General features: G+C 56.9%; 22 protein-coding genes. 18 read left to right on the top strand and 4 right to left on the bottom strand.

All coding sequences use genetic code 11. From position 1 onward, the window contains the following. The first annotated feature begins 31 nt into the window (after positions 1–31). The 12 genes from ndk (at position 32) to ABRP31_RS20845 (ending at position 12,090) form a co-directional block, all read left to right on the top strand. Positions 32–457, top strand: coding sequence for a nucleoside-diphosphate kinase (ndk, locus tag ABRP31_RS20900; protein ID WP_002552482.1), 426 nt, complete (start codon positions 32–34; stop codon positions 455–457). A gap of 30 nt (positions 458–487) precedes the next feature. Further along, complete coding sequence (gene rlmN, locus ABRP31_RS20895) at positions 488–1,636, top strand: 23S rRNA (adenine(2503)-C(2))-methyltransferase RlmN (protein ID WP_087264943.1); 1,149 nt, start codon at positions 488–490, stop codon at positions 1,634–1,636. 26 nt (positions 1,637–1,662) lie between these two features. Then, entirely contained in the window at positions 1,663–2,421 is a 759-nt protein-coding gene (pilW, locus tag ABRP31_RS20890) for a type IV pilus biogenesis/stability protein PilW (protein ID WP_087264563.1), read from the top strand. After that, positions 2,421–3,416, top strand: coding sequence for a RodZ family helix-turn-helix domain-containing protein (locus ABRP31_RS20885; RefSeq protein ID WP_349970411.1), 996 nt, complete (start codon positions 2,421–2,423; stop codon positions 3,414–3,416). The genes pilW and ABRP31_RS20885 overlap by 1 nt, the downstream gene beginning before the upstream one ends. 3 nt (positions 3,417–3,419) lie before the next feature. Next, a complete protein-coding gene (ispG, locus tag ABRP31_RS20880; RefSeq protein WP_087264561.1) occupies positions 3,420–4,529 on the top strand; it encodes a flavodoxin-dependent (E)-4-hydroxy-3-methylbut-2-enyl-diphosphate synthase in 1,110 nt (369 codons plus the stop codon). 22 nt (positions 4,530–4,551) lie between these two features. Then, entirely contained in the window at positions 4,552–5,841 is a 1,290-nt protein-coding gene (gene hisS, locus ABRP31_RS20875; RefSeq protein WP_087264560.1) for a histidine--tRNA ligase, read from the top strand. A 39-nt stretch (positions 5,842–5,880) separates the two neighbouring features. Further along, positions 5,881–6,522, top strand: a complete 642-nt coding sequence (locus ABRP31_RS20870) for a YfgM family protein (RefSeq protein ID WP_027902637.1) — start codon at positions 5,881–5,883, stop codon at positions 6,520–6,522. Further along, a complete protein-coding gene (gene bamB / locus ABRP31_RS20865; RefSeq protein ID WP_349970409.1) occupies positions 6,515–7,666 on the top strand; it encodes an outer membrane protein assembly factor BamB in 1,152 nt (383 codons plus the stop codon). The genes ABRP31_RS20870 and bamB overlap by 8 nt, the downstream gene beginning before the upstream one ends. A 140-nt stretch (positions 7,667–7,806) precedes the next feature. After that, complete coding sequence (gene der / locus ABRP31_RS20860) at positions 7,807–9,276, top strand: ribosome biogenesis GTPase Der (RefSeq protein WP_087264558.1); 1,470 nt, start codon at positions 7,807–7,809, stop codon at positions 9,274–9,276. Between the two features lie 334 nt (positions 9,277–9,610). Beyond that, a complete protein-coding gene (locus ABRP31_RS20855) occupies positions 9,611–10,759 on the top strand; it encodes a pyridoxal phosphate-dependent aminotransferase (RefSeq protein WP_349970406.1) in 1,149 nt (382 codons plus the stop codon). Beyond that, positions 10,747–11,538, top strand: a complete 792-nt coding sequence (locus tag ABRP31_RS20850) for an amidohydrolase (RefSeq protein WP_349970404.1) — start codon at positions 10,747–10,749, stop codon at positions 11,536–11,538. The genes ABRP31_RS20855 and ABRP31_RS20850 overlap by 13 nt, the downstream gene beginning before the upstream one ends. 129 nt (positions 11,539–11,667) lie before the next feature. After that, positions 11,668–12,090, top strand: a complete 423-nt coding sequence (locus ABRP31_RS20845) for a hypothetical protein (protein WP_087264555.1) — start codon at positions 11,668–11,670, stop codon at positions 12,088–12,090. Positions 12,091–12,269: 179 nt separating this feature from the next. Here ABRP31_RS20845 and leuA read toward each other — a convergent pair whose 3' ends face one another. From leuA to xseA, 3 genes are all read right to left on the bottom strand, one after another. Continuing rightward, positions 12,270–13,940, bottom strand: a complete 1,671-nt coding sequence (gene leuA, locus ABRP31_RS20840) for a 2-isopropylmalate synthase (RefSeq protein WP_349970401.1) — start codon at positions 13,938–13,940, stop codon at positions 12,270–12,272. 387 nt (positions 13,941–14,327) lie between these two features. Further along, positions 14,328–15,164 (bottom strand): peptidoglycan DD-metalloendopeptidase family protein, encoded by an 837-nt coding sequence (locus tag ABRP31_RS20835; RefSeq protein WP_349970399.1) that lies wholly within the window; start codon positions 15,162–15,164, stop codon positions 14,328–14,330. Between the two features lie 6 nt (positions 15,165–15,170). Beyond that, entirely contained in the window at positions 15,171–16,550 is a 1,380-nt protein-coding gene (xseA, locus tag ABRP31_RS20830; RefSeq protein WP_349970397.1) for an exodeoxyribonuclease VII large subunit, read from the bottom strand. 127 nt (positions 16,551–16,677) lie between these two features. On the opposite strand from xseA, the gene ABRP31_RS20825 reads away from it, so the two are divergent. From ABRP31_RS20825 to tadA, 6 genes are all read left to right on the top strand, one after another. Beyond that, positions 16,678–17,457: a sulfite exporter TauE/SafE family protein gene (locus ABRP31_RS20825; RefSeq protein WP_349970395.1), complete on the top strand. Its 780-nt coding sequence runs from the start codon at positions 16,678–16,680 to the stop codon at positions 17,455–17,457. Positions 17,458–17,525: 68 nt separating this feature from the next. Continuing rightward, entirely contained in the window at positions 17,526–18,074 is a 549-nt protein-coding gene (locus tag ABRP31_RS20820) for a sugar ABC transporter ATPase (protein WP_087264551.1), read from the top strand. A gap of 94 nt (positions 18,075–18,168) precedes the next feature. Continuing rightward, on the top strand, positions 18,169–19,638 hold the full coding sequence (gene guaB, locus ABRP31_RS20815) for an IMP dehydrogenase (RefSeq protein WP_087264550.1): 1,470 nt from the start codon (positions 18,169–18,171) through the stop codon (positions 19,636–19,638). Between the two features lie 105 nt (positions 19,639–19,743). Next, positions 19,744–21,321 (top strand): glutamine-hydrolyzing GMP synthase, encoded by a 1,578-nt coding sequence (gene guaA / locus ABRP31_RS20810; RefSeq protein ID WP_087264549.1) that lies wholly within the window; start codon positions 19,744–19,746, stop codon positions 21,319–21,321. A gap of 275 nt (positions 21,322–21,596) precedes the next feature. Continuing rightward, positions 21,597–22,970: a multicopper oxidase family protein gene (locus tag ABRP31_RS20805; RefSeq protein ID WP_349970392.1), complete on the top strand. Its 1,374-nt coding sequence runs from the start codon at positions 21,597–21,599 to the stop codon at positions 22,968–22,970. Beyond that, positions 22,970–23,452, top strand: coding sequence for a tRNA adenosine(34) deaminase TadA (gene tadA / locus ABRP31_RS20800; RefSeq protein ID WP_087264542.1), 483 nt, complete (start codon positions 22,970–22,972; stop codon positions 23,450–23,452). The genes ABRP31_RS20805 and tadA overlap by 1 nt, the downstream gene beginning before the upstream one ends. Positions 23,453–23,524: 72 nt before the next feature. Here the strand turns inward: tadA and mltF are convergent, their stop codons facing one another. Next, positions 23,525–24,985: a membrane-bound lytic murein transglycosylase MltF gene (mltF, locus tag ABRP31_RS20795; RefSeq protein ID WP_087264541.1), complete on the bottom strand. Its 1,461-nt coding sequence runs from the start codon at positions 24,983–24,985 to the stop codon at positions 23,525–23,527. Between the last annotated feature and the right edge of the window lie 183 nt (positions 24,986–25,168).

Here is a 25,168-nt window from a genome sequence, read left to right as displayed (position 1 = left end):
TCGCTTTAATCATCGTTTCTGGAGTTACACCATGGCTGTTCAACGTACTTTCTCCATCATCAAGCCTGACGCCGTTGCTAAAAACGTAATCGGCGAGATCACCACTCGTTTTGAAAAAGCCGGTCTGCGCGTCGTTGCTTCGAAACTGAAGCAGCTGTCCAAGGCTGAAGCTGAAGGTTTCTACGCTGAGCACAGCGCTCGTGGCTTCTTCGGCGATCTGGTTGCTTTCATGATCTCTGGTCCTGTTGTTGTTCAGGTTCTGGAAGGCGAAAACGCCATCGCTCTGAACCGTGAGCTGATGGGCGCTACCAACCCTAAAGAAGCTGCTGCTGGCACCATCCGTGCTGACTTCGCTGATTCCATCGACGCCAACGCTGTTCACGGCTCCGATTCCGAAGCAGCCGCTGCTCGCGAAATCTCGTACTTCTTCGCAGCTACAGAGGTTACCGCTCGCTAAGTCCTGGACTAACGAGTGAAGGGTGAATTCATGATTGCAACGACTGGCAAAACAAACCTGTTGGGTCTGACCCAACTGGAAATGGAAAAATTCTTCGATTCTATCGGGGAGAAGCGCTTCCGTGCCGGTCAGGTCATGAAGTGGATTCACCACTTTGGCGTCGATGATTTCGACGCCATGACGAACGTCAGCAAGGCCCTGCGCGAAAAGCTCAAGGCCTGCGCTGAAGTTCGCGGTCCTGAAGTCGTCAGCGAGGACATCTCCAGCGATGGCACCCGTAAGTGGGTGGTGCGTGTGGCGTCCGGTAGCTGCGTCGAAACCGTCTACATCCCTCAGGGTAAACGCGGCACCTTGTGTGTTTCGTCCCAGGCGGGCTGTGCGCTGGATTGCAGTTTCTGCTCTACCGGCAAACAAGGCTTCAACAGCAACCTCACCGCCGCCGAAGTGATCGGTCAGGTGTGGATTGCCAATAAATCCTTTGGCAGCGTCCCGGCTACTGTCGACCGTGCAATCACCAACGTGGTGATGATGGGCATGGGTGAGCCGCTGCTGAATTTCGATAATGTCATTGCCGCCATGCATCTGATGATGGATGACCTGGGGTATGGCATTTCCAAACGTCGGGTGACGCTGTCCACCTCTGGCGTGGTACCTATGATTGACGTGCTCGCTGAGCACATCGACGTATCGCTGGCGTTGTCGCTGCACGCGCCAAACGATGCGTTGCGTAATCAGTTGGTGCCGATCAACAAGAAATACCCGCTGAAAATGCTGCTTGAGTCTTGCCGTCGCTACATGGCGACTCTGGGTGAGAAGCGCGTGTTGACCATTGAGTACACCTTGCTCAAAGACGTCAATGACAAGGTCGAGCACGCGGTTGAAATGATCGAGCTGCTCAAGGACACGCCTTGCAAGATCAACCTGATCCCGTTCAACCCGTTCCCGCATTCCGGTTACGAGCGTCCGAGCAACAACGCAATTCGTCGCTTTCAGGATCAGTTGCATCAGGCTGGATACAACGTCACGGTGCGTACTACCCGTGGCGAGGATATCGACGCAGCCTGCGGTCAACTGGTCGGGCAGGTCATGGACCGTACTCGCCGCAGTGAACGTTACATTGCTGTACGTGAATTGAGTAGCGAGGCGAGTGTGGCTCAAAGCGCCGCGACTCGAACCTGATCGCGAACCTGTCTGAGAGATTCTCAATGTCCGTGCGTGCCGCTCTGCTGCTCTGCTTTCTGACCGCGCTGGCTGGTTGCGTCACCACGGGCAACGTCGATCCCATGAGTACCAGCAAAGGTCGAGACGCGGCGCGCCAGGCCTACGTTCAATTGGGTATTGGCTATTTGCAGCAAGGCCAGAGCGAACGCGCCAAGGTTCCGTTGAAAAAAGCGCTTGAGCTGGACAGTTCCGATGCAGATGCCAACGCCGCGTTGGCGTTGGTGTTCCAGGTGGAAATGGAACCCGAGCTGGCTGACCAGCACTTTCGAAAGGCCCTGTCTTCCAGTCCCCGTGACGCTCGCATCCTCAACAACTACGGCAGCTTCCTTTACGAGCAGAAGCGCTACAAGGAAGCTTATGAGCGTTTTGAACAGGCCGCCGCTGATAACCTCTATCCTGAGCGCTCGCGGGTTTTTGAAAATCTCGGGATGACTGCGGTGATGCTTGGTAACCGCGAAGTTGCCGCTGAGCACTTCACCAAAGCCTTGCGCATGGACCGTCAGTTGCCTCGTGCATTGCTGGAAATGGCTGAGTTGTCTTACGAAGACAGGCATTATGTGCCCTCGCGTGATTATTACGACCGGTTTAGCCAACTCAGCGAGCAAAATGCACGTAGTCTATTGCTTGGTATACGGTTGGCAAAAATCTACGAAGATCGTAACAAGGCAGCCAGTTTTGGCCTGCAACTCAAAAGACTCTATCCCGGTACGCCGGAATATCAGCAATACCTGTCGGAGCAATGATGAAAGCGGTGCATCCCGAAGTCGTAGCAGCCACTCGCGTCAACCCTGGCGAAACCTTGCGTCAGGCCCGTGAGAGTAAAAACTGGTCGCTGCCAGACGTCGCGCTGAGGCTGAACCTCACCGTAACTTCGTTAAGTAACCTGGAAGCGGGTCAATTTGACAAACTGCCGGGCCATACCTTCGCTCGCGGTTATGTTCGTGCGTACGCCAAGGTTCTGGAGCTGGATCAGGCAGCACTGGTCACCCAATTCGATCAGTACACCGGTACAGACAGCGCGGGTAGTTCGGTACATGCCTTGGGCCGTATCGAAGAGCCTGTACGCCTTTCTCACAATATTCTGCGAATCGTCAGCCTGCTGTTGCTGATTGTTCTGGTCGGCGGTGGCTTCTTCTGGTGGCAGGATCAGACTTCCTTGCGTGGCAAGGATTCAGGTCTGAGCCTTGAGCACGTTGAAGTCGAGAGTGCTGACGGCACGACCCAGATTCACCCGCTGGACGAGCCCGAAGATCAGGCCGTCGTCGAAGCGCAAACCACGGACTCTGCGCCACTGGCCCTGAACCCTGCGACGCCAGCGGCATCTACGCCTGCTCAGGCCCCGGTTCAGACCCCAGCGGCTCCGTCGTCGACCACCCCACCTGCCAGCTCAACGGCGACTGCGCCGACGAACAGTGCGCCTGCAACTGCCCCGTCAGCCCCCGCTGTTGCGCCTGCACAATCTGCACCCGCCACTGCACCTGAGGCAGCTGTCGCCGGTGCGGGTCAGGTGAGCATCTCGTTTACTGCCGATTGCTGGACGCAGGTTACTGACAGCACCGGTAAAGTTTTGTACATGGGCATCAAACATAAAGGCGATAGCCTGGATGTGAGTGGCAAGCCGCCGCTCAACGTACGTCTGGGGGCTGCAGCCGGTGCTCAGGTCAGCTACAACGGCATGCCTGTCGATGTAGCTCCGTTCACCAGCGGCGCTACCGCTCGCCTGAAGCTGGGGCAATAAACTATGCACGGTGAATCTCCGATCAAGCGTCGCGAATCCCGCAAAATCTGGGTCGGTTCTGTTCCTGTGGGTGGCGATGCCCCCATCGCGGTGCAGAGCATGACTAATAGTGACACCAACGATGTTGCAGCCACTGTTGCGCAAATCAACCGCCTTGAAGCGGCAGGCGTGGACATTGTTCGGGTTTCAGTCCCGGACATGGATGCAGCTGAAGCCTTTGGCCGCATCAAACAGTTGGTCAAGGTGCCGCTGGTTGCCGACATTCACTTCGACTACAGGATTGCCTTGCGCGTTGCCGAGCTGGGCGTTGACTGCCTGCGTATCAATCCGGGCAACATCGGTCGTGAAGATCGCGTGCGTGCTGTAGTCGATGCCGCTCGTGATCGCGGTATCCCCATCCGTATCGGTGTTAACGCCGGTTCGCTGGAAAAAGACCTGCAAAAGAAATACGGCGAACCAACCCCGGCAGCACTGGTTGAGTCCGCGTTACGCCATGTTGAACACCTTGAGCGTTTGAATTTCCAGGACTTCAAGGTCAGTGTTAAAGCCTCCGATGTGTTCATGGCCGTTGAAGCTTATCGCTTGCTGGCCAAGGAAATTGTCCAGCCGCTGCACCTCGGTATCACTGAAGCGGGCGGATTGCGTTCTGGCACAGTGAAATCAGCCGTTGGCCTAGGTATGCTGCTCGCCGAGGGAATTGGCGATACTATCCGCATCTCGCTGGCCGCTGACCCGGTTGAAGAGGTGAAAGTCGGTTACGACATCCTTAAATCGCTGCGCCTTCGTTCTCGTGGGATCAACTTCATTGCCTGCCCGAGCTGCTCGCGGCAGAACTTCGATGTGGTCAAGACCATGAACGAGCTGGAAGGGCGGCTTGAGGATTTGCTGGTGCCACTGGATGTTGCGGTTATCGGTTGTGTGGTCAATGGACCGGGTGAAGCCAAAGAGGCTCACGTTGGTCTGACTGGCGGCACGCCGAACCTGATCTATATCGACGGCAAGCCAGCGCAAAAACTGACCAATGACAATCTGGTGGATGAGCTGGAACGCTTGATCCGCCAGAAAGCGGCCGAAAAGGTCGAAGCTGACGCAGCCCTTATCGCGCGCGGCTAACCAGAATTGCTAAGGATTTTTTGTGAGTAAGTCTCTGCAAGCCATTCGTGGCATGAACGACATCCTGCCCGATCAGACCCCGCTGTGGCGTCATTTCGAAGGCACTGTCTCGCGTTTGCTGGATAACTACGGTTACCGGCAGATTCGCATGCCTATCGTGGAATTCACTGATCTGTTCAAGCGCTCCATCGGTGAAGTGACCGATATCGTCGAAAAAGAGATGTACACCTTTGCCGACCGCAATGGCGACTCGCTGACCCTGCGGCCTGAAGGTACGGCAGCGTGCGTACGTGCGGTGCTTGAACACGGTATTACCGGCGGTGGGCAAGTGCAGAAATTGTGGTACATCGGCCCGATGTTCCGCCACGAGCGCCCGCAAAAAGGCCGTTATCGTCAGTTCCACCAGATTGGCGTCGAGGTTTTCAATCTGGATGGTCCGGACATCGATGCAGAACTGATCGTGCTGACCTGGCGTCTGTGGGGCTTGCTGGGTATTCGCAACGCGGTGAAGCTCGAACTCAACAGCCTGGGCACCAGCGAGGCGCGTGCGCGTTATCGCGATGCGCTGGTCGAGTTCCTTTCGGCTCGCCTCAGCGAACTGGACGAAGACAGCCAGCGTCGCTTGAAGACCAATCCGCTGCGGGTACTGGATACCAAGAACCCTGAGACTCAGGCGCTGCTGGTTGATGCACCGAAACTGGCGGATTATCTGGACGACGAATCCCGCATCCACTTCGAAGGCCTCAAGGCGCGTCTGGATGCAGCGGGTATTCCGTATGTGATCAATCCCAAGCTGGTTCGTGGTCTGGATTACTACAGCAAAACCGTTTTCGAGTGGGTGACCGATCAATTGGGCGCTCAGGGTACAGTCTGCGCGGGCGGTCGTTACGACGGTCTGGTCGAACAGATGGGTGGCAAGCCAACCACTGGTGTTGGTTTTGCCATGGGTATCGAGCGTCTGGTGCTGCTGCTTGAAACACTCGAGCAGATCCCGGAAGAAATTTCCCGTCAGGTTGACGTGTACCTGTGTGCGTTTGGCGAAGCTGCTGAACTGGCTGCATTGGCGCTGACCGAGCGCGTCCGTGACGAGCTGCCGAACCTGCGCTTGCAGGTGAATGCTGGGGCTGGCAGTTTCAAAAGCCAGTTCAAGAAAGCCGACAAGAGTGGTGCCCTGTTCGCGTTGATCCTCGGGGAAGAGGAACTGGCGCAGCAGATCATCGGCGTTAAACCCCTGCGTGGTCAGGGTGAACAACAAAATATTGCCTGGGATGCTCTGTCCGAGCACCTGGCCTCCTGCGTCGTGCAGGGTTGAAGCTGATTTACAGCCGTTTTAGCGAATAGGAGTATTGGGGTGTCAGGTACTGAAGATGATGAACTGGCGGCAATGAAGGACTGGTGGCAGCGCAATGGTAAACCCCTGGTGACGGGTGGTTTGCTGGCGTTGGTAGTGGTGCTTGGCTGGCAGGCCTGGACCAGATACGAAAGCAATCAGTCGCAAGGTGCTTCGGCGCTCTACCAGCAATTGCTGGAAACAGCCCTCACGCCAAGCGGTCAGGCTGACACGGCCCGTGTTGCTGATATCGCCAACAAGCTGAAAAGCGAGTTCGGTGGTTCTGCTTATGCCCAGTACGGCAGTCTGTTCGTGGCCAAAGTGGCTGTCGATAATGGCAAGCTTGACGACGCTGTCGCCGAGTTGAAGCTGGTCACCGACAAGCCGGCCAGCGATACGCTGGGTGAAATCGCTCGTCAGCGTCTGGCTCGCGTACTGGCTGCACAGAACAAGGCTGACGACGCGCTGAAGCTGCTTGACGGCGATGCTGAAAAAGCATTCCTGGCCAGCCGTGAAGAACTCAAGGGCGACTTGCTGGTACAGCTCGGCCGCACCGACGAGGCACATGCTGCATACCAAAAAGCCAAATCCGCGCTGTCTGAAGAAGCGGCCGTAGGTGGCTTACAAATGAAGCTCGACGACTTGGCCAAAGGGGATGCGTGACGTGATCCGTTGGAAACATGCAGCATTGCTGGCTCTGGCCATTTTGGCCGCGGGTTGCAGCAGCAACAGCAAAAAGGAATTGCCACCGGCCGAGCTGACCGACTTCAAAGAAGAAGTCGTGCTGCAGAAGCAGTGGAGCCGCTCCATCGGTGAGGGGCAGGGCGAAACCTACAACATCCTGGTTCCGGCCATTGATGGCGACCGTATCTACGCCAGCGATGTCGAAGGTTTCATCGTCGCAATGGACCGCATGGACGGTAAGGTTCTTTGGGAAAAAGACCTTGAGCTGCGTGTTTCCGGTGCCGTTGGCGTTGGTTACGGCATGCTGATGGTTGGCACCCTGAAGGGCGAAGTCGTTGCGCTGGATGCCAGCACAGGCGAAGAAAAATGGCGTTCGCGTGTGACCAGTGAAGTGCTGGCCCCGCCTGCCACCAATGGTGACGTGGTTGTGGTCCAGACCCAGGATGACCGTATTGTCGGCCTGGATGCGGCGACCGGTAATCAGCGCTGGATTTACGAAAGCACACCTGCAGTACTGACTTTGCGCGGTACGGGTGCGCCGATCGTAACCAATCGCCTGGCAGTGGCTGGTTTGTCGACCGGTAAAGTCGTTGCTCTGGATACATCTAACGGTGTGCCTGTGTGGGAGCAGCGTGTAGCGGTTCCTCAAGGTCGCTCCGAGCTGGATCGCGTCGTTGATATCGACGGCGGTCTGCTGTTGTCCGGTGGTACGTTGTATGTCGCTACCTATCAGGGCCGGGTTGCCGGTCTGGAGCTGGAAAGCGGCCGTGTTATCTGGCAGCGCGATGCATCGAGCTACTCCGGTGTGGCCCAAGGCTTTGGCAGTGTTTATGCCAGCCTGGCCTCCGGCACTGTCGAAGGTATCGACGAGCGTTCGTCCTCAGCATTGTGGAGCAACGAAGCGCTGGCCCGTCGTCAATTGGGTTCGCCAGAAGTGTTCTCCAGCTATGTAGCCGTTGGCGACATGGAAGGCTATCTGCACCTGTTGAGCCAGGTTGATGGTCGTTTCGTGGGCCGCGAGCGTATCGACAGCGACGGCCTGCGGGCTCGTCCGCTGGTAGTGGGAGACATGATTTACGTCTATGGCAACAGCGGCAAGCTGGAAGCCCTGACGATCAAGTAATGACTGTCTATGCTTGAGGCCTGAGCCTCTGGCGACCCCGCTCCGGCGGGGTTTGCAGCACTTTGCGGTGCTGCTCCGAACTCCGGCCGCTGCCCTGCAGCGGCTTTTGTATTTTCTGAAATAACGAAGTGGAGAGCCGCATGGTTCCCGTAATCGCCCTGGTGGGTCGACCGAACGTCGGCAAGTCCACCTTGTTCAACCGCCTGACCAGGACTCGCGACGCTATCGTCGGCGATCTGTCCGGTCTGACCCGTGATCGCCAATACGGTGAGGCCAAGTGGCAAGGGCGCTCCTACATTTTGATCGACACCGGTGGTATCTCCGGTGATGAACACGGCATGGATGAAAAGATGGCCGAGCAGTCGCTGCTGGCTATCGAAGAAGCTGATGTGGTGCTGTTCCTTGTTGATGCGAAGGCCGGTTTTACTGCGGCTGACCAAATGATCGGCGAGCACTTGCGCAAACGTGGCAAGCGCTCATACGTCGTTGCCAACAAGGTCGACAACATCGACCCTGAGCTGGCTCGTGCCGAGTTCGCGCCATTGGGTATGGGGGATGCCATTCCTGTAGCCGGTGCTCATGGTCGCGGTATCAGCCAGATGCTGGAAATTGCCCTCAGCCAATTCCCGAAAGACGAAGGGGAAGAGGAAGAAGGTGAAGCCGAGGTTGTTGCAGAAGGCGAGGAAGCCAAGCGCATTCCTGGTCCTAGCGAAAAAGACGGTATCAAGATCGCCATCATCGGTCGTCCAAACGTCGGCAAGTCGACGCTGGTCAACCGCATGCTGGGTGAAGACCGGGTTATCGTTTATGACGAGCCAGGCACCACCCGCGACAGTATCTACATCCCGTTTGAGCGTAACGACGAGAAGTACACGCTGATCGACACCGCCGGTGTGCGTAAGCGCGGCAAGATCCACGAGGAAGTTGAAAAGTTCTCGGTGGTGAAAACCCTGCAAGCGATCAAAGACGCCAACGTGGTGATCTTTGTCATGGACGCCCGCGAAGGCGTGGTAGACCATGATTTGAACCTGCTGGGCTTTGCCCTTGAAGCAGGTCGTGCTCTGGTTATCGCGTTGAACAAATGGGACGGCATGGTGCCGAGCGAGCGCGACTATGTGAAGACCGAGCTTGAACGTCGATTGTTCTTCGTCGACTTTGCCGACATCCACTTCATCTCCGCACTGCACGGCACTGGTGTGGGTAACCTGTACCAATCGGTGCAGAACTCCTTCAAGTCCGCGGTAACCCGTTGGCCAACCAGCCGTCTGACTCAGATTCTTGAAGATGCGGTCAGTGAGCATGCACCACCGATGGTGGGCAGCCGTCGTATCAAGCTGCGTTACGCTCACTTGGGTGGTGCTAACCCGCCGCTGATCGTGATCCACGGTAACCAGGTTGAGAAAGTACCGAAGTCTTATGTCCGGTATCTGGAAAACACCTACCGTCGTGTGCTCAAACTGGTCGGTACGCCGATCCGTATCGAGTTCAAAGGCGGCGAGAACCCGTATGAAGGCAACAAGAACACGCTGACAGACCGCCAGGTCAACAAGAAGCGTCGAATGATGTCGCACCACAAGAAAGCTGACAAGAAGCGCAGAGACAAGCGCTGATAGCGTTGCCTGCGCGGGGCTTATGTGGGAGCTGAGCTTGCTCGCGAAGAACTATGACGCGGTCTGCTTCAAGCCGCGTCGCTTGTATCGCGGGCAAGCCCTGCTCCCACAGAACCGGCTTTAGCCGGGAGGAGGGCGGTACATTCTCGACATCTTCTGGGTCAAGAATATCGCCCTCCCGGCTGAAGCCAGTCCTACCGTGTACTGCGGATTGTGTAAAAAGCTTTCTCAAGAAAAGGCGCTAATAGCGCCTTTTTTTATGCGCGCGCTATGGGCTATTCTGCCTGACCCCGTGCCGCCGTGGAGCCGGGCGTACAGCAGGAAAAAAGGCCCCATGATTGACAGCAAGCTGCCCAATGTTGGCACCACTATTTTTACCGTCATGTCTCAGCTCGCAGCTGAAACGGGCGCGATCAACCTGTCCCAGGGTTTTCCCGATTTCGATGGTCCACAAGCTTTGCGCGATGCGTTGAGCCGTCACGTCGCTGAAGGTCATAACCAATACGCGCCGATGACCGGCCTGCCAGCGTTGCGCCAACAGGTCGCGGCGAAGATCGCCCGCTGCTACGGCCGTCAGGTTAATCCCGACACTGAAATCACTATTACGCCGGGCGCTACTCAAGCGATTTTCTGTGCCATCCAGGCCGTTATTCGCGCGGGAGACGAAGTCATCGTCTTCGACCCTTGCTATGACAGCTATGAGCCTGCGGTCGAGTTGGCGGGCGGGCGCTGCGTGCATGTTCAGCTAGACCTGAATGACTTCTCCATCGACTGGCAGAAGCTGCGCGATGCGCTGAGTCCTCGGACCCGGATGATCGTTATCAATAGCCCACACAACCCAAGTGGCGCATTGATCAGTCGTGCCGAACTCGATCAACTGGCTGCACTTATCGCTAATCGGGATATCTACCTGGTCAGTGACGAGGTCTATGAGCATCTGGTATTTGATGGCGTACAGCACGTCAGCATTCTGAGTCACGAAGAGCTTTACCAGCGTGCTTTTGTGGTCAGTTCATTTGGTAAGACTTATCACGTGACCGGCTGGAAGACCGGTTACGTGGTGGCACCGCCCGCACTGAGCGCAGAACTGCGCAAGGTTCACCAGTACGTGAGTTTTTGTGGTGTCACGCCGCTGCAATGGGCGCTGGCTGACTTCATGGCTGAGCACCCCGAACATGTTGAAGAGCTGCCTGGGTTTTATCAGGCCAAGCGTGATTTCTTCTGCGACCAACTGCAGGGCTCGCGTTTCACGTTTGATCGTGTTGGCGGGACTTATTTCCAGCTTGTGAACTATGCGCAGATCCGCCCGGACCTCAACGATGTAGAGATGTCGCTATGGATGACTCGCGAGCATGGCGTGGCGAGTATCCCGGTCTCGGTGTTTTACCAAAACCCACCTGAAGGCCAGCGGTTGATCCGGCTGTGCTTCGCCAAACGTGAGGAGACGTTGCGTCAGGCAGCGGAAAAACTATGCGCGATTTGAGTGAACTGCCGAACCTGAATGTAGCGCTGGTCCAGACCTCATTGGTCTGGCACGACCGCAAGGCCAATCTTGAACACTTCGCCGCGCTGTTGGCGTCGATCAAGGGCGCTGACCTGGTGATTCTGCCGGAAATGTTTACCACGGGCTTTTCGATGGCCTCTGAGACCCTCGCCGAGCCGGAAGGCGGTCCGACATCCAGGTGGATGCTGGAGCAGGCAAGACTGCTAGGTGCCGTGATTACCGGTAGCGTCATCGTCAAGGACGCCGATGGCAGTCACCGTAATCGGCTCTTGTGGGCACGTCCGGATGGTGAGTTGCTGCATTACGACAAGCGCCATCTGTTTCGCATGGCGGGTGAGCACGAGCATTACAGTCCCGGCGAGCGGCAAGTGCAGTTCGAACTCAAGGGCTGGCGTATACGTCCGCTGATTTGCTATGACCTGCGTTTTCCGGTCTGGAGTCGTGACGCCCAGCACACCGACTTACTGCTATACACCGCAAACTGGCCGGGTGCCCGACGCATGCACTGGAACCGTCTGTTGCCAGCGCGAGCAATCGAAAATCTGTGTTATGTCGCGGCGGTTAACCGGACTGGAACTGATGGTAAGGGCTTCGCTTATACCGGCGACAGTCAGGTACTCGACTTTCAAGGTGAGAGCCTTTTCAACGCAGGGGAGGCCGATGGCGTTTTCGAGGTGACGTTGAATGCTGCGGATCTTGCGGCTTACCGCACAAAATTTCCGGCTCATCTTGACGCAGACACATTCGAGATTCTCTGAATCTGTTCAACACCAGTTGCAGCACTTTCGCCATCGGTCGTTTGGTTGTTTGTGTCAAAAAGTTTCAGGTATTTACTGAAGTTCTGACGACGGTGGCCGATAGCGCTTGTATCAGTCCAGGAGTTGACCATGACCACCATCAATACAAGCTCGCTTGGCATGTATTCCAGCAGCTTCACTGCTAATGTCAAAACCAATACAGACGCCAAGGCTGCTGAGACCAAAACTGGCGAGACGTCTTCGGTTGAAGTCAATCTTCGTGACAGTGTTTACCAGACCGGCGAAAGCGCCAAGGCGGGCGCCTCAGCTCCGGCGAGTCCTGCCCAGGAGCAAATCGAGCAAATCCAAAAGCAGATCAAAGAAGTCCAGAAACAGCTTCTACAGCAGCAACAGCAACTCGCGGCTGCTCAGGCCAGTAAGGGCTCGGAAGAGGAAAAGGCTCTTCAGGTCATGTCTCTGCAGCAACAGATAGCCGGAACCCAGGCTCAGTTGGCGACGCTGCAAGGCGCGCTTCTGACGCTGATGAAAGGTACTGTAAGCACTACAGCCTGATCCTCGCACAAACAAAAAGGCCCTGAAGATTTCACTTCAGGGCCTTTTTTGTTGCCTGGAGCAACCTGTGAATGAGCACTTTATGTCGGAGCCAATTGGTTGGCGAGACGTCTGATCTGCGTCAGCAGAAAATCCGCCTCGCGAACAAGTTCGCTCCTACAAGTACCAATCCATGTCAATCAGGCAGCCTTTGCTTCTGCCTGGCTCAGCGAACGGTTCAGTGCACTAAACAGCGCCTTGAAGCTCGCTGTGGTGATGTTTTCGTCAACACCCACGCCGTGGACCGCACGATCACCGTTCACACGCAGCTCGATGTAGGCAGCGGCTTTGGCGGTGGTGCCTGCGCCAATGGCATGTTCGTTGTAATCCATGATTTCCACACCGATTGGCAGGCTCGATACCAGCGCTTCCAGTGCACCGTTGCCTTTGCCTTTCCAGCGCTGGGTTTCGTCGTTGACGCTGACTTCGGCGTCCACTGCACTGGTATTGTTCTCTTCCTGCAGGCGGTGGCTGATCAGCGCGTACGGCTTGTTGGCTTGCAGGTATTCACGCTTGAACAGCGCGTAGATCTGCTGAGCACTCATTTCCAGGCCCAGGCGATCAGTTTCGCCTTGAACCACCTGGCTGAACTCGATCTGCATGCGGCGCGGCAGAGAGATGCCATATTCCTGTTCCAGCAAGTAGGTGATGCCGCCTTTGCCGGACTGGCTGTTGACGCGGATTACTGCCTCGTAGCTGCGGCCGATATCAGCCGGGTCGATCGGCAAATACGGCACTTCCCACAGCGCGTCGTCTTTCTGCTGAGCGAAGCCTTTGCGGATTGCATCCTGGTGCGAGCCAGAGAACGCGGTGTGAACCAGATCGCCAACGTATGGTGCACGTGGGTGAACCGGAATCTGATTGCACTCTTCAACGACTTTGCGTACGCCGTCGATATCGGAGAAGTCCAGCTGTGGATCCAGACCCTGGGTGTACATGTTCAGCGCTACGGTCACCAGGTCTACGTTACCGGTGCGTTCGCCGTTACCGAACAGGCAGCCTTCGACACGGTCTGCACCGGCCATCAAGCCCAGCTCGGTGGCAGCGATGCCAGTACCACGGTCGTTGTGGGTGTGCAGGCTGATGATCACGCTGTCGCGACGGTTGATGTTGCGGCAGAACCATTCGATCTGGTCGGCATAGATATTAGGGGTAGCAACTTCAACCGTGGCAGGCAGGTTGAGGATGACCTTGTTCTCAGGCGTCGCGTTCCAGACTTCGATGACCGCGTCGCAGACTTCCTTGGCGAAGTCGAGCTCAGTGGCGCTGAAGGTTTCCGGGGAGTATTCAAACGTCCACTGGGTTTCAGGCTGTTCTGCTGCGTATTTCACAAACATTTTGGCCGCGCTCACTGCGATTTCTTTTACGCCAGCCTTATCCTGATTGAAGACAATACGGCGGAACGATGGGCTGGTGGCGTTATACAGGTGGACAATGGCCTTCTTCGCGCCGCGCAAAGATTCGAAGGTGCGGGCAATCAGGTCTTCACGGCCCTGGGTCAGCACTTGAATAGTGGTGTCGTCCGGGATGTGGCCGTCTTCGATAAGCGTACGCACGAAGTCAAAGTCGGTCTGCGATGCGGCTGGGAACGATGCTTCGATTTCTTTCACGCCGACGGCGACCAGGGTCTTCCAGAAACGCAGCTTCTTCACCGCATCCATTGGCTCGATCAGCGATTGGTTGCCGTCACGAAGGTCCGAGCTGCACCAGATCGGCGCCGCAGTGATGGTCTTGGAAGGCCAGGTGCGGTCAGGCAGATCAATGGTCGGGAAAGCACGGTACTTCTTCGAGGGATCTTTGAGCATTGGCATTAGCGCGAATCCTTTGGGGTACTTATTTTGTATGGGCCGGGAAAAGGCGGCCAACCGATAAAGCGAGAGGCGGGGTGAGGCACATCGATCTAGCTTGGCAGTCGTGCACTGACCAGGCTGAGACAGCGATGTTGCCGCAACAAAATGAGGGTTTGAGAGGTTTTCATAAGCCAACCGTACCCATTAGGGTGAAAGTTGGCAAGCAGTTGGAAAAAATTGAGAGAAGTTCTCTGTGAACGAATGTTAGTGGTTATTTATGGCTTGAATCTTTAGTGAAAAGATTATTTATTGCGCAAGTTCTTTTCCTTGCAGGAGCTGCCGCAGGACGAGAAACAATGTGACAGACAAAATCGCTTCGCAGCCTGCTGCGGCTCCTACAGAAAATTATTACGGCTGAAATGCACCGATGAATATCGCCGGATCAACCCGCGCATCATTCAGGCTGACGTTCCAGTGCATGTGCGGGCCTGTTGCGCGGCCGGTTGAGCCGACGCGACCCACCACGCCACCACGAGGCACGGCATCGCCGACTTTCACGTCGATCTTCGACATGTGGCAGAACATGCTGATAAAGCCCTGGCCATGGTCGACAAACACAGTGTTGCCGTTGAAGAAGTAGTTGCCGGTCAGGATCACTTTACCTGCCGCCGGGGCCTTGATTGGTGTGCCTGCAGGGACCGCAAAGTCCAGGCCGGAATGCGGGTTGCGCTCTTCACCGTTGAAGAAGCGGCGTACGCCGAACTTGCTGGAGAGCGGGCCCGCCACAGGTTTGTCCAGCGCCAGGTTGCTCGGCGTGCCGGGGCTGAAGCTGCGATAGGCCTTCAACTGCTCGGCCAGTTCGCCGTCGATGCGCTTCAGGTCATCCGGATTGGGATTGACCTGACGCTGATTTTTCAAGGTGATGCGTTGTTCCGGGTACTTCTTGTTGCCAACGACAAAGTTAAGGGTGCGATTGCCGCTGGCATCTTTCGCGATCAATTTCTGCGCGCCTGGCTTGGCCGTTAATGGCACGCCGACAATAGCCAGCCAGCGGACGCCCTGTTCCTTGACCACCAGGACCGGTTTGCCGTCGTACGTGGCGGTTGGCGCCTGAGCCGCATTACCCAGATCAACCACTGCCACGCCTCCGGGCACAGGCTTGTTCAACAGGCGGGTGATGTAACTGTCAGCGTGAGCGGGCAGGCACAAGCAAAGAGCAAACACAGGGGCGAGAAAACGCAGCATCAATAATCAATCCAGAAGAGAAAGGGTGACAGGCGTCAGGTGATTGTCTTCCACCCGCACTTGCAGTTCGCCTTCGCCGAGTCGGGCGGTCAGACGCTGGCCGGTACGAGTCTGCGCAGCGTTGCGAATGGCGTTGCCGCGCTCGTCGAGCAAAATGCTGTAGCCGCGACCCAGTGTCGCCAGCGGACTGACCACTTGCAGGGTTTGTACTTGCGTTTGCAATTGCAGACGGCGGGTTTTCAGCGCATCGCGCATGGCTTTGGGCAGACGCTCGGCCAGTACGTCCAGACGCTGGCGCAGGAACGCCAGTGTGCGACCAGGGTGCTGCGCGGCGAGTCGGCTTTCCAGATGAGCCAGCCTGACTTGTCTTTTGTGCGTCTGCTGCTCGAAGGCTCGGCGCATGCGCATGTCCAGATCGTCCAGACGTTGCGCTTGCTGGCGCAGACGTTCGCCAGGGTGTCGCAAGCGGCGGGAGACACCTTCCAGACGCAAGCGCTCGCGCATCAGCTTGTCTTTTATACGGCTGACGAGTCGACGATGCAGGTTATCCACCCGGCGATGCAGGTCGCTGGAGTCGGGGGCCAACAACTCCGCGGCGGCCGAGGGCGTCGGGGCGCGAACGTCCGCCACAAAGTCACTGATGGACACATCGGTTTCATGGCCGACGGCGCTGACGATGGGCGTAACGCAGGCGTCGATGGCGCGAGCCACTGCTTCTTCGTTGAAGCACCAGAGGTCCTCCAGCGAGCCACCACCACGGGCCAGGATCAACGCATCGAAACCTCGTGAGTCCGCTAACTTCAGGGCGCGAACAATCTGGTTGATGGCTTCACGACCCTGAACCGCTGTAGGGATCAGCGTCAGTTCCACCTGAGGCGCGCGGCGACGGAAGACGCTGATGATGTCGCGGATCACAGCGCCGGTCGGCGAGCTGATAATGCCGATACGCTGCGGGTGAAGGGGCAGGGCGACTTTACGCTGGGCGCTGAACAGTCCTTCGGTGCTGAGCTTTTCTTTCAGTGCATCGAAGGCCAGTCTCAGCGCGCCATCTCCCGCAGGTTCTACGGTGTCGAGGATTAACTGATAATCGCCGCGACCTTCAAACAGCGAGACCTTGCCGCGTACCTTGACCTGCAAACCGTCCTTCAGCGCCTGGCGAACCCGCGCCGCGCTCTGTCGGAACAGCGCACAACGTACCTGAGCACCGGAGTCCTTAAGGGTGAAATACACATGACCGGAAGCCGGGCGCGACAGGTTGGAGATTTCGCCCTCGACCCAGATATTGCTGAACACATCCTCCAGCAACACCCGGGCACGGCCGTTGAGCTGGCTGACAGTAAGGATTTCCCGGTCGAGGCCGAGTCTTGCGAAGGGGTCTTTGATCATGGAGGGCATGATAAAGGCAATGCGCAACAAGCGCACGACGGGAAATACATCTGCCCCTGTAGATCGTACGAGCAGCGCTCCTACAGGAAATGAATTAAATTCAGGCGAGGTTCAAGGAAGAAGATCAATGGGAAGCATCGACCTCATCGGAGCATTCACTCAGTTGGGTTTTACACCCCTGAACTGGCTGTTCATCGTGTCGGGTATTGTCGCGGCATACATCGTCTTCGGCATTGCAGGCTTCGGCACCGCACTGGTCGCCGGGCCGATCCTGATCAACTTCATGCCGCTGTCGCAGATCATTCCTTTATTAGTGCTGCTGGATTTCATTGCCGCGTTTGGCAATCTGCTGCCTTCACGACAGTCGGTGGTTAAATCCGAACTCCTGCGCTTGCTGCCGTGCATGGCGCTGGGTTGCAGCCTTGGCGTGGTGTTCCTGCTCAATCTGAAATCCGATCTGCTTCTATTATTAATGGGCGTGTTCATCACCTGTTATGCGCTTTATAGCCTTGCGGTCAAAACAAGGCCTGCTCAACTGGCCGCAGGCTGGGCGATACCGATGGGCACCGTCGGCGGGCTGTTTGGTGCGTTGTTTGGAAGTGGCGGCTTTCTGTACGCGATCTACCTCAATAGTCGGCTGGACTCCAAGGAGCAGGTGCGGGCCACACAAAGTGCTTTGATCAGTTGCAGCACCATCGTGCGCTTGACCTTGTTTCTGATTGCCGGGGTTTACGCGCAGATTCCCCTGCTGGTTCTGGCGTTGTGCTTGTTGCCCGCCATGGCGCTAGGCTCCTGGATAGGGCGGAGATTGACCCTGCGTATGTCGCGGGAAACGTTCGTCAGGTTGGTAACGTGGCTGGTGCTGGTCAGCGGTATCGTGCTGATCGGGCGCTACTTTGCCCATTGATGCCGACTTGACCTGAGCCGCTGGGGCTTTAAGCTGCCGACCCTCGAACCCTTCAGCCAAAGATCACCATGAACAGCCAAAGCATTATTGTCCCGCAGATTTCCGGTTTCCCCGGCCGTGAGGCTCGGGCGCGTCTGATTCTGCGCTGGCTGGTCAAGCTCAATGTGGTTGAACCGGAGCTGACCACCTGCGGGCGTACCTACAATAAAATGGCCTACGCCATTGCGCCAGGCGCCCGTGCAGTCGTCGAAAATCCTGACGCGCTGCCATTTGGTCAGCCAGTGAATGGTCTGGAAATCGTCACCAAGCGCTGCATCTATACACCGCTGAAGGATTTCGCCGAAGAAGCCGGTTGCCCGGAGTGCCGCAAGGAAATCGGTGAAGCGCTGTTCGACAGTCTTGAAGACTGGATGCCCGGCCACACTGATAACTTCATCTGCCCGGAATGCCGTCACGAAGACGACATAAACGGCTTTCTGTTCCTGCAACCGTGCGGCTTTTCGAACCTGGGTTTCATTTTCAACGACTGGCTCGATGCTTCTTTCAAACAGAGCTTTCTGGATGACTTCGCCGAACGTCTGGATCGTCCGGTTTCCTTCGTCAAAGTGCGGCTATGACGTCGTGTGATAATTGCCTAAGGTTTACATTGAGCCGACGGGGGTGTCTGGGTATAATGGCGCGCTTCCAATTTCCCGCTCGGGAGCCCCCGCGATGCTGCGTATCAGCCAAGAAGCACTTACTTTCGACGACATTCTCCTTGTGCCCGGTTATTCCGAGGTACTTCCTAACGAAGTCAGTCTGAAAACCCGTTTGACCCGTGGCATCGAATTGAACATTCCGCTGGTCTCCGCTGCCATGGACACCGTGACTGAAGCCCGTCTGGCAATTGCCATGGCTCAGGAAGGCGGTATCGGTGTTATCCACAAGAACATGACCATCGAGCAGCAAGCTGCCGAAGTCCGCAAGGTCAAGAAGTTCGAGGCCGGTGTCGTAAAAGACCCGATCACCATCGAGGCTGATGCCACGGTTCGTGACCTGTTCGAACTGACCCGTCAGCACAACATCTCTGGTGTACCTGTCCTGCACAATGGCGACCTGGTCGGCATCGTGACGTCCCGCGACGTACGCTTTGAAAATCGTCTGGATGTTCCTGTTCGCGAAGTGATGACGCCTAAAGAGCGTCTGGTCACTGTTCGCGAAGGTGCTGACAAGAACGAAGTGCGCGAACTGCTGCACAAGCATCGTCTTGAAAAAGTCCTGATCGTCGACGCCAATTTCGCGCTCAAGGGCATGATGACCGTCAAGGACATCGAAAAAGCCAAGGCATATCCGCTCGCCAGCAAGGACGACCAGGGTCGTCTGCGCGTTGGTGCAGCGGTCGGCACCGGTAAAGACACTGGTGAGCGTGTAACTGCGCTGGTTGCAGCGGGCGTTGATGTGGTGGTTGTCGACACCGCTCACGGTCACTCCAAAGGTGTTATTGATCGCGTTCGCTGGGTCAAAGAAAACTTCCCGGAAGTGCAGGTCATCGGCGGCAACATCGCCACTGGCGCTGCTGCCAAGGCACTGGTTGCCGCTGGCGCTGACGCAGTCAAAGTGGGTATCGGCCCAGGTTCGATCTGCACCACGCGTATCGTTGCTGGTGTTGGTGTGCCGCAAATCAGCGCTATCGCCAACGTCGCCTCTGCTCTTGAAGGCACCGGCGTTCCATTGATCGCCGACGGCGGTATCCGGTTTTCCGGTGACCTGTCCAAGGCCATCGTTGCCGGTGCTTCCTGCGTGATGATGGGCTCGATGTTTGCCGGTACTGAAGAAGCGCCAGGCGAAATCGAACTGTTCCAGGGTCGCTCCTACAAGGCTTACCGCGGTATGGGTTCGCTGGGTGCGATGTCTCAGGCTCAGGGCTCGTCCGACCGCTACTTCCAGGATTCGTCCGAAGGTGCCGAGAAACTGGTGCCGGAAGGTATTGAAGGCCGTGTTGCCTACAAAGGCTCGCTGACCGCAATCATCCATCAACTGATGGGCGGCCTGCGTTCTTCCATGGGCTACACCGGCAGCGCTGACATTGAAGAGATGCGCACCAAGCCTGAATTCGTGCGTATCACGGGTGCCGGTATGGCTGAATCCCACGTCCATGACGTGCAGATCACCAAGGAAGCGCCGAACTATCGCGTCGGTTGATCCGGATTGCATCGTGGTTTGCGCCACGATGCAGCCCGACGAATTTTATAGCCGGGGCTGTTGACGCAGCCCCGTGTCGTTTCTGTTTATTGACGAGAATGAGTCATGGCCCTCGACATTCACGCCCACCGTATCCTGATCCTCGACTTCGGTTCCCAGTACACCCAGTTGATCGCGCGTCGCGTGCGTGAAATCGGCGTTTACTGCGAGCTGCACCCGTTCGACATGGACGACGAAGCCATTCGTGAGTTCGCTCCAAAAGGCGTGATCCTCGCTGGCGGTCCCGAGTCCGTACACGAAGCCAACAGCCCGCGCTGCCCGCAAGCGGTATTTGACCTGGGTGTGCCGGTTTTCGGTATCTGCTACGGCATGCAGACCATGGCCGAGCAGTTGGGCGGCAAGGTTGCAGGTTCTGACCTGCGCGAGTTCGGCTACGCCCGCGTTGACGTGGTTGGCAAAAGCCGTCTGCTCGATGGCATCGAAGACCACATCGACGCCGACGGCCTTTTTGGCCTCGACGTATGGATGAGCCACGGCGACAAAGTCACCAAGCTGCCAGAAGAGTTCCACATCCTGGCCAGCACACCGAGCTGCCCGATTGCCGGCATGGCAGACGACGCTCGCGGTTACTACGGCGTGCAGTTCCACCCGGAAGTGACCCACACCAAGCAGGGCGGTCGCATCCTGTCGCGCTTCATCCTCGACATCTGCGGCTGCGAGGCACTGTGGACACCGTCGAAGATTGCTGAAGACGCCATCGCTCAGGTTCGCGCTCAGGTCGGTACTGACAACGTATTGCTGGGCCTGTCTGGCGGCGTTGACTCTTCTGTTGTTGCCGCTTTGCTGCACAAGGCAATTGGCGACCAGTTGACCTGCGTATTCGTCGACAACGGCTTGCTGCGTCTGCACGAAGGCGAGCAGGTCATGGCCATGTTCGCCGAGAACATGGGCGTCAAGGTCATCCGCGCCAACGCTGAAGACCAGTTCCTGAACAATCTGGCTGGCGAAAGCGACCCGGAGAAAAAGCGCAAGATCATCGGCCGCACCTTCATCGATGTGTTCGATGCCGAATCCTGCAAGCTGGACAACATCAAGTACCTGGCTCAGGGCACGATCTATCCGGACGTAATCGAGTCGGCTGGCGCGAAAAGCGGCAAGGCTCACGTCATCAAGTCGCACCACAACGTGGGCGGCCTGCCGGAAGAAATGAACCTCAAACTGGTCGAGCCACTGCGTGAGCTGTTCAAGGACGAAGTGCGTCGCCTCGGTCTGGAACTGGGTCTGCCGTACGACATGGTTTACCGTCACCCATTCCCGGGCCCAGGCCTGGGCGTGCGGATTCTCGGTGAAGTGAAGAAGGAATACGCCGACCTGCTGCGTCGCGCAGATCACATCTTCATCGAAGAACTGCGTAAAGCCGACTGGTACCACAAAGTCAGCCAGGCGTTTGTAGTGTTCCAACCCGTCAAATCGGTTGGCGTGGTCGGCGATGGTCGTCGTTACGCATGGGTCGTTGCACTGCGCGCCGTGGAAACCATCGACTTCATGACCGCACGTTGGGCGCACCTGCCTTACGAGCTGCTGGAAACCGTCAGCGGCCGGATCATCAACGAGATCGAAGGCATTTCCCGCGTGACCTACGATGTGTCGAGCAAGCCACCGGCGACGATTGAGTGGGAATGATTGATCCGCTCCTCGCTGTTAGTTAAAAGCAGGAGTTAAACAAAAGCCGGGGTCACCGAAAGGTGCTCCGGCTTTTTTGCAGAGCCCAGCACAAAGCATGTTTGTATGCATGCGGTCGCTGTAGGAGTCGTCGTAATCTCCGGCAGTCGATGCCTGTGAAATCGTAACCTGTACACCGCCGCACTTAAGTTTTGCCAGATGCAGGTGTATCGTATTCGCCCCTCGCAGCGACTCTCGACTGCGACTCGTGTCTGGTTTTTGAGGTGTGCGCGTTTATGTCTTTTACCCGTCGACAAATACTCGGTGGCCTTGTCGGTCTTGCCGTGGTTGGGCTTGGGGCGGGAGGGGCTTCGCGTTACTGGCTGGGCCGTCGCGGGCCGGGTGAGGGTCATGATTTCGAGCTGATCGCCGCGCCGCTGGATGTCGAGCTGGTAGCCGGGCATCAGACCCCAGCCTGGGCGTTTGGCGGATCCGCGCCGGGGACCGAGCTGCGAGTACGGCAGGGCGAGTGGCTGCGCTTGCGCTTTATCAATCACCTGCCGGTTGAAACCACGATTCACTGGCACGGTATCCGTCTGCCGCTTGAGATGGATGGCGTGCCCTATGTGTCGCAACTGCCGGTCAAGCCGGGCGAGTATTTCGACTACAAATTCCTGGTGCCGGATGCCGGCAGCTATTGGTATCACCCCCATGTCAGCAGCAGCGAAGAGCTGGGCCGTGGATTGGTCGGGCCGCTGATCATTGAAGAGCGTGAGCCGACTGGTTTCAAGCATGAGCGCACGGTCAGCCTGAAAAGCTGGCATGTGGATGAGGTTGGCGCATTCACCGAGTTCAGCGTGATTCGCGAAGCGGCGCGGGAAGGCACGGCGGGGCGACTTTCTACCATCAATGGCATTCCTCAGGGCGTAATCGAGTTGCCTGCGGGGCAGATTACTCGGGTACGTATTCTCAACCTCGATAACACCGTGACCTATCGCCTTAATCTGCCGGGCGCCGATGCGCAGATTTATGCGCTGGATGGCAACCCGATCAAGCCTCGGCCATTGGGCAAGGATTACTGGTTGGGGCCTGGGATGCGCCTGTGTCTGGCGATCAAAGCGCCGCCTGCAGGTGAAGAGTTGTCATTTCGAAATGGCCCGGTGCGTTTGGGGACTTTTCGTTCGGTAGCCAATAACGATGCGCCAGGCGAATGGCCGCCGGAGCTGCCAGCCAATCCTATTGCCGAGCCGGATCTGGAAAACGCCGAGAAGCTCAATTTCAACTTTGAATGGGTCGGTTCGGTGTCGGTCAACGTCGACAACGGCAAGCCGCCGAGTCTGTGGCAGATCAACGGTGAGGCGTGGGATATCACAGACAAAACCTGTGCTGATCGCCCGATTGCAAAACTGGTGCTGGGCAAGAGCTACATCTTTGAACTCAAGAACATGACCCAGTATCAACACCCGATTCACCTGCACGGGATGAGTTTCAAGGTTCTGGCGTCTGACCGCAGGAAGATCATTCCTTATTTCACCGACACTTTCCTCTTGGGCAGAAACGAGCGCGCACGGGTGGCGCTGGTGGCGGATAATCCCGGCGTGTGGATGTTCCACTGCCATGTGATCGATCACATGGAAACCGGACTTATGGCAGCAATAGAGGTTTCTTGATGCGGCAGCCGCAAATCATTGATCGCAGTCGCGATCAGGACTTCATGCGCGAAGCGTTAGCACTGGCGGCTCAAGGTGCTGAGCTGGGCGAGGTGCCTGTCGGCGCGGTGCTGGTGCAGGACGGCGAGATCATTGGTCGTGGCTTCAATTGCCCCATCAGCGGCAGTGACCCCAGTGCTCATGCCGAGATGGTTGCCATACGGGCAGCGGCGCAGGCGGTCAGCAATTATCGACTGCCCGGCAGCACGCTGTATGTCACGTTGGAGCCGTGCAGCATGTGCGCGGGGCTGATCGTCCATTCGCGTATTACTCGCGTGGTCTACGGCGCACTTGAGCCCAAGGCTGGCATTGTCCAGAGCCAGGGGCAGTTTTTCACTCAGGGCTTTCTCAACCATCGTGTGTTGTTTGAAGGTGGGGTGTTGGGTGAAGAGTGCGGCGCGATGCTGAGCGAGTTCTTCAGGATGAGACGGGCGAAGGGCTAACGCTGAGCTGCTTGGTTTGAAATGAGATCCCCTGTGGGACCGTATTTCAATTCGGCCAAGCGAGGCGCTCGTTTACAGCGGAGGATTTTCTTCGGCGGGTTTGGTCTTGTTCACACCCGGCACATGCAGATTACTTTCTGCAACCTGACTGCCTTCCAGTTGCGGCTGAGTGGCCCAGGTCAGGATGTCGTAATAGCGGCGGATGTTGGCAACAAAGTGCACCGGTTCGCCACCTCGGGCATAACCGTAGCGAGTCTTGCTGTACCACTTCTTCTGCGACAGGCGGGGTAGCATTTTTTTAACGTCGAGCCATTTGTTTGGATTCAGACCCTCGTTTTCCGCCAGCTTGCGCGCATCTTCCAAATGGCCACTGCCTATGTTGTAGGAAGCGAGAGCAAACCATGTACGATCCGGCTCTAAAATCGTGTCATCCAGCTGTTCCTTCACATAGGCAAAGTACTTCGCGCCACCCTGAATGCTCTGTTTGGCATCCAGTCGGTTGGACACGCCCATGGCTTGGGCGGTGTTTTGCGTCAGCATCATCAGGCCGCGCACGCCGGTCTTGGAAGTTACGCCCGGCTGCCATAGTGATTCCTGATAACCGATAGCTGCCAGCAGGCGCCAGTCCACTTGTTCTTTCTTGGCAGACGCCTGGAAGTGTTTTTCGTATTTAGGCAGGCGCTCCTGCAAATGCTGGGCGAAGGTGTAGGCGCCCACATACCCCAAAACATCAACATGCCCGTAATAGCGATCTTTCAAGCGCTGCAGGGTGCCGTTCTTGTTGACCTTGTCGAGGTAGGCGTTGATTTCGTTGAGCAGGCTGTTGTCTTCGCCAAGAGCTACTGCCCAGCGCTGTCCCTTGCCTTCACCCAAATCGAACGCGACGCGGACATTGGGGAAGTAAACCTGATTCATTGCCAGCTCGTTGGAATCCACCAGCGTGATATCAGTCTGGCCTTCATCGACCATGCGTAGCAGGTCAACTACTTCAACAGCGTCGGATTCTTCGTACTCAATCGCAGGATTTTGCGCTTTCAGCGCTGCCATTTGTTCGGCGTGGCTGCTGCCTTTAAGAACGGTAATGCGTTTGCCGACCAGATCCGCAGGTTCAGTAGGGCGTGACTGGCCGTTGCGATAAATGACCTGCGGAGTGACATCCAGGTAGGAATGGGAGAAGCGCGCCTGCTTTTTACGTTGCTCTGTGTCGATCAAACCAGCGGCTGCCAGCACCGGGCCGCCTGGTTTCTGGATCTGATCAAACAACTCATCAAGGTTGTCGGCTGTTTCGATCTTCAGTTCCACGCCGAGATCTTCGGCGAAACGCTTGACTAATTCGTACTCGAAGCCAGTTTCCCCGTTGCGATCCTGGAAGTAGGTCGCGGGGCTATTGCGAGTGACCACGCGCAGCACGCCGTCCTCCTTTACTCGCTCCAGTGTGTTGGGTTTATCCACACAGGCGCCGAGCATCAGGAAGAGTCCGGTTGCGATGAGCCATCTGGCACAACGAGGGCGGAAGTCTGATTGGGAAAACATCGGAGCAGTATACGCAAAGCGCACCCGTCGCCATATCTCGACAGCGAAGCTCCGGTCTGCTAGAGCGCAGCCTTTCTTATGGCCAACCTGAGAGTCGCCTGAGCGGCAATATCAGCCGCAACCTGGCTCGCCGATATGCGGACACCGTCAATCTGGCCGTTTTGGGTGCTCAAGCAGTCGCTT

Origin of the sequence: Pseudomonas caspiana (assembly GCF_040224095.2) — a bacterium.
In the GTDB taxonomy this organism is placed as follows: Bacteria; Pseudomonadota; Gammaproteobacteria; order Pseudomonadales; family Pseudomonadaceae; genus Aquipseudomonas; species Aquipseudomonas caspiana.
Note: the sequence above shows the minus strand (reverse complement) of the source record. Positions and strands in the feature narration are given on the sequence as shown.